The following is a 1693-nucleotide window of genomic DNA, read 5'->3' as shown; positions in this document are numbered from 1 at the left end:
CTAATTTGTACTGTACTCAGAAACTGCAGCACGACGAGAATAAAGTCAACATGAAAAAGGCAATGTCGCCGGAAATATGTATACTGCCTTCACAAAGCAGAGCGGCGCGCGCGATGCTCGAGCTATCTCGTGTCGAGTTGTCTGAAAGAGCGGCTGTTGGAGAAAGAACGCTGACCGATTTTGAACGGGGGGCCCGGACGCCGTTGCGAAACACGTTGATCGCAATCCGTCGGGCCCTCGAAGACGCGGGYGTCGAGTTTATCGCCGAGAATGGGGGAGGGCCGGGAGTCAGATTGAAAAAGCCACTCTGAAGTCGGCGAGTTGTTTGCCAGACCCATTTTACTGCGCTCAGGGCGGTGGTTGATGGGAGCCACATGGCATTTGATGAGATCGCAATTTCCATCTGATTTGCCTAGCATCGTGATATCGACCTCATTCCAGAGGTAGCTCGCTCAGCATGCGACTTGTTCGTCGTTCCAATGGCATATGATCCTTGTGCTGGTCATATGCAGACAATCCGATCAGATCAGAAACTACCCGCCAGCAGGATCTGAGCGCTTCCGAGATCTGTGACAATATCGCTACGAAACCGAACGCCAACAGTCTGCAGCGGGCTTGTTTCAACATACAGATCATCGACAATCAGATGCACGCGGTTCCATCCGCCGGGATGGGGCTTGTCGCGATCTGCCATCCTGCAGGACCTATTGATCCGCGAACCAACAGCCGCAACTCTCCACGCATCGCACCTACGACGGCAGGCATATGGCTCGACAAAAGTGTTTCACGATAGGTCTTGACGTCGTCATTGGTGTAAGCACTCGCACGGTACATACCGCACTCTGCCAAAACGGATGACAATCATGAAAACGATTTTGCTACTGGCACATCCAGGGCATGAGTTACGGCTCTTTCACTGGATGGAGCGGGTCCGGCCGGTGGTGTGTATATTGACGGACGGGTCCGGCGGAAACCAGTCGTCCAGGACAAAATACTCAAGGGAAACGCTAGCAGCAGCAGGAGCTGAGCCTGGGCCAGTTTTTTGCCAAATGTCCGATCGGGATTGGTACGATGCAATCCTTGCTGGGGACGCTACGCCCTTTCGCAATGTTGCGAATGTGATATTCGAAATTGTCAAGGACGAGACAGCTGTGACTGTCGTTGCTGACGCTGTCGATGGCTACAACCCCGTACACGACTTGACGTCGGCGATCGGGAAAGCGTTGGCTGCAAGGATCACTGCTAATGGTGCAATAGTTACCCATCTGGTTTCCGCTGCCGTGCCGGGCGTTGCGGGCGGCAGCAAGATAGAAATGTTGCTCGACCCTGCCGCGCGCGAGCGCAAGGTCGCTGCACTTCGAGCTTATACACCTCTTGCTGAAGAGGCCCGGCGTATATTGGAACAAGCACCCGAATCCTTTGGGTGCGAGGTGTTGATACGACAAGACTTTAATTGGGAAGAACGAGTTGAGCCGCTATGGGAGACGTTCGCGAAGGAGCGTGTCTCGGCTGGCCGCTATGCAAATCTGATCACCTACGGTGACCATGTCTTGCCGATTGCTCGCGCAATCCTGAGCTAGAGCTGGGGCTAGGTTGCGCCCAGTAGGGTTTCTATGCGCTTAGAGCGATGGAAACGAGGCCGACCCCCAAGCGCCGGAGATCAGCGCTGATCTTGACTTCAGCTGGCGCGCAA

At 54.6% G+C, this 1693-nt stretch carries 3 protein-coding genes; 2 read left to right on the top strand and 1 reads right to left on the bottom strand.

Annotation, left to right across the window (positions count from 1 at the left end; translation table 11 throughout):
- Positions 1-311 (top strand): helix-turn-helix domain-containing protein (locus AC1DUU_RS31350; protein WP_476787198.1); only part of this gene is annotated, 311 nt, incomplete at its 5' end.
- 215 nt (positions 312-526) lie between these two features.
- Here the strand turns inward: AC1DUU_RS31350 and AC1DUU_RS31345 are convergent.
- On the bottom strand, positions 527-694 hold the full coding sequence (locus AC1DUU_RS31345; RefSeq protein WP_476787197.1) for a hypothetical protein: 168 nt from the start codon (positions 692-694) through the stop codon (positions 527-529).
- Between the two features lie 169 nt (positions 695-863).
- Here AC1DUU_RS31345 and AC1DUU_RS31340 point away from each other — a divergent pair, with 169 nt between their 5' ends.
- Entirely contained in the window at positions 864-1580 is a 717-nt protein-coding gene (locus AC1DUU_RS31340; RefSeq protein ID WP_476787196.1) for a hypothetical protein, read from the top strand.
- Positions 1581-1693: the final 113 nt, after the last annotated feature.

The sequence above is a fragment of the Aminobacter sp. P4_H6_2 genome (assembly GCF_056400805.1).
This window is presented reverse-complemented; position numbering and strand designations above follow the sequence as displayed.